This is a genomic window from Corallococcus sp. 4LFB (assembly GCF_046520365.1).
Taxonomy (GTDB): domain Bacteria; phylum Myxococcota; class Myxococcia; order Myxococcales; family Myxococcaceae; genus Corallococcus; species Corallococcus caeni.
The window spans coordinates 1-2,974 of sequence record NZ_JBKGHJ010000737.1 but is presented as its reverse complement, the minus strand read 5'-3'; the positions used below and the strand labels follow the sequence as shown (position 1 = coordinate 2,974).

Here is a 2,974-nt window from a genome sequence, read left to right as displayed (position 1 = left end):
GCCGGGAGCGCCGCCCGTCGCGCGGGCCTCCGCGTACGCGGCGGCGTAGGCGGCCTCGGCCTGCACGGCCTCCATCGTGAAGTCGTCCGCGTCCGCGAGGAAGTCGCTCGACGACGCGAGGCCCGGCGCCGCTTCCTGGACCAGGTCCGGCCGGCTGTCTTCCATCGTGGCCAGGAACTCCTCCGGGGCGTCCGGCGCACCGGACGCCTCCAGCGCGTCGGACGCCTCCGCCCCCGCGTCCTCCTCGCCCAGGTCGTCGCTCAGCGCGCGCAGCTCCTCGTCGCTCAGGCTGGACAGGTCGCCGGACTCCAGGAGGAACAGCAGGTCTTCCGCCTCCTGCGCGGAGACGGTGGAGGGCATGGTGTCCAGGTTCTGGAGCTCCCACGCGGCCGCGTCGGGCGACAGGATGTCGGACGGGTCCATGGACGGATCCGCCGGCGCGGCTTCCGCGTGGCGCTCCGCCTGCTGGAAGTGGCGCGCCTGCAGCAGCGGCGTGGACATCTGCGGTGTGCCCAGCAGCTGGGAGTAGGCGGGCGCGGCCTCCTCGAAGGTGCTCTCGCCCGCGAAGGTGCGCAGCTGGGCGTTTTCCAGGAGCGCGGCCCGGGGCTCCGGGGCCTCCAGGCCCGCCGCGTGCCCCCGCGTCTCCGAGGACGTGTCCGCCGTCAGCCCCAGGTCCTCGAGCAGCGCACCCGCCAGGTCGCCGTCGGCGTCCGCCTGGAAGTCGCTCGCGTCGGAGAAGCCCCGCCGCACCGGCTCCACCGGCGTCATGGGCTGCTGCTTCACCGGGGCGGTCACCTCCAGCTCGGCGGAGATGCCCCAGGCCCGGGACGTCGAGATGCCAGAACCCACGCGGCGGATGGAGGTCATGGTTCTCCTCGGGTGATGGCCCGCAAGGCGGGCGGCTCCTGCATTGTCCGCCGGTCCCGGCGGGAGTTGCTAGGGGGACTCGCGCGATCCCTATTGGACGCGAGGCCCGATATCCTACCGGCGCCCATGACTTCCTTTCTTGCTCCACGTCTGCATCGCGCCGCCGGCCCTGGCCTCCAGGGTGTACCGCCCGTTGAAAAGTCGTGGCGGGGTGAAGCGGGGACGGCCGCAACGTCGCTCGGAGGACAGGGGAGCGAGGGCGCGTGGAAGGGACTCGCACCCGGGCGTTCTTCAAGGGCGACAACCCCGTGGGGGCGTCCCGGGGATGAAGCGACCGGGGCGCTGGCCTCCCGTTTGCTGTCCGGGAGCCTGGCCAGGAGGCGGTGGTGATGAGATTCGAGAGCGCGGGGCAGACCCACATCGGGCGCAGGCCGCACAACGAGGACGCGTACTGCGTGCTGCCCGAACGGGGGCTGTTCGTGGTGGCGGACGGGTTGGGCGGGCAGGAGGGCGGGGAGGTCGCCAGCCAGTGCGTGGTGGACACCTTCGCGGGCTTCAGCGACCGGCTGGACCGGGACCGCGACGGCACCTGGCCGGACGCGGTGGACCCCGCGAGGAGCCGCGAGGAGAACTACCTGGCCGCGTGCACCGCGCTCGCCCAGCGCACCCTGCGCGTGCGTCGCGTGGGCAAGCTCAAGGAGATGGCCTCCACGGTGGTGGCGCTCGCGGTGGGGGAGCGCTGGGCCGCGGTGGCCCACGTGGGCGACAGCCGCCTGTACCGCCTGCGCGAGGGCCGCCTGGAGTCGCTCACGCGCGACCACTCGCTCATCGAGGAGCTGCGCGCGGCCGGCCGTGAGCCGCCCGGCAACCCGGCCAACCTGCGCCATCTCATCACCCGCGCCCTGGGCACGGAGAACGCGGAGCCCACCCTGCAGCGGCTGGAGACGCAGCCCGGGGACATCTTCCTGCTGTGCTCGGACGGGCTGTATGAGCCGCTGGGGCCGGAGGTGCTGCGGGAGCAGCTGCGCGCGCCCTCCTCCGCCCAGGCCGCGTGCGACGCGCTCGTCTCCGCCGCGTACGAGGCCGGGGGCCGCGACAACATCACCGCCGTGGTGCTGCGCGTGGCGGTCTGAGCCTCCCCGCCCTGTCACACGCTGGGAGTGCGGGGCCCTGAACCCCTCAGGTCGGTCCTGACCGCCGACCCGACGCGATGGGTCCGGCCGGACGGAGGGGGAGTCACGCGACACAGGGACTTCAATCCTTCACATCTTCCAGGTTAATCTGGGGACTCCCCCTCGCGTCCCCCTCCCCTCGTCCGAGCACCCGTTGCGTATGACGCTCAGTCTTGCCGCACGCCTGACCGCGGCCCTCACCGCCGTCGTTATCGCCCTCACGCTGCTCACCGTGACGCTGTTGGGGCTGTCGCTGCGCTCGCGCGTGGAGTCCGAGATGGCCTCCGCCCTGACGCGGGATGCGACGCGCTGGCGGGCGCTGCAGGAGCAGGAGCTGCGGGTCCTGGCGGAGCTGGGGCACGTGGCGGTGGCCAACCCCGCGTTCACGCGGGCCTTCTCCCGGGAGCGCTCGGAGGCGGCCACGCTGCTGAACGAGCAGCGCGCGGTGCTGGGCGTGGACCTGCTGGTGCTGGTGGGCGTGAACGGGACGGTGATCGCGTCCACGGGCGAGGAGGACCTGCCGGGCCTCCTGAAGGTGGTGCGCCAGCAGGGGCAGGTGCTGCTGCCGGCCACGGGCGCGCCGCTGCTCGCGGTGGCGCGGCCGCTCCAGGTCAACGGCGCGCCGGTGGGCTCCCTGGTGGTGGGAGCGGAGCTGGGCGCGGAGGAGCTGAAGCGGCTGGGCGAGGGGAGCGAGCACCTGGAGTCGCTGCTGCACGTGGGGCCCCGGCTGGTGGCGCAGTCGCTGCAAACGGTCCAGGTGCCCGCGCTGCTGGGGGCGAGCCAGGGGGCGGACGGCGCCGAGGTGGACGTGGGCGGCGCGTCGATGCACGTGGCGCGGGTGCAGGTGGGGGAGGGGCTGGAGCTGGTGATGGCGCGCGGCGCCCAGGCGGAGTGGGCGCGGATGCGCGGCACGGCTGATGGCGGTGCTGGGCTGG

2 protein-coding genes and 1 pseudogene are annotated in these 2,974 nt (G+C 73.8%); 2 read left to right on the top strand and 1 reads right to left on the bottom strand.

Annotated features, from left to right (window positions below):
• A partial coding sequence (locus tag ACLEQD_RS40390; RefSeq protein ID WP_410391263.1) for a hypothetical protein occupies window positions 1–867 on the bottom strand: 867 nt, incomplete at its 3' end.
• Between the two features lie 389 nt (window positions 868–1,256).
• Between ACLEQD_RS40390 and ACLEQD_RS40385 the strand changes: the two genes are divergently transcribed.
• The gene (locus ACLEQD_RS40385; protein WP_410391262.1) at window positions 1,257–2,000 is read left to right on the top strand and encodes a PP2C family protein-serine/threonine phosphatase; all 744 of its coding nucleotides are present in this window, start codon (window positions 1,257–1,259) and stop codon (window positions 1,998–2,000) included.
• 199 nt (window positions 2,001–2,199) lie between these two features.
• Window positions 2,200–2,974: pseudogene (locus ACLEQD_RS40380) on the top strand (methyl-accepting chemotaxis protein); the annotation flags it as partial.

Coding starts and splice junctions, on each gene's coding strand:
- ACLEQD_RS40385 (WP_410391262.1), top strand. CDS start 1,257: ATGAGATTCGAGAGCGCGGGGCAGACCCACATCGGGCGCAGGCCGCAC.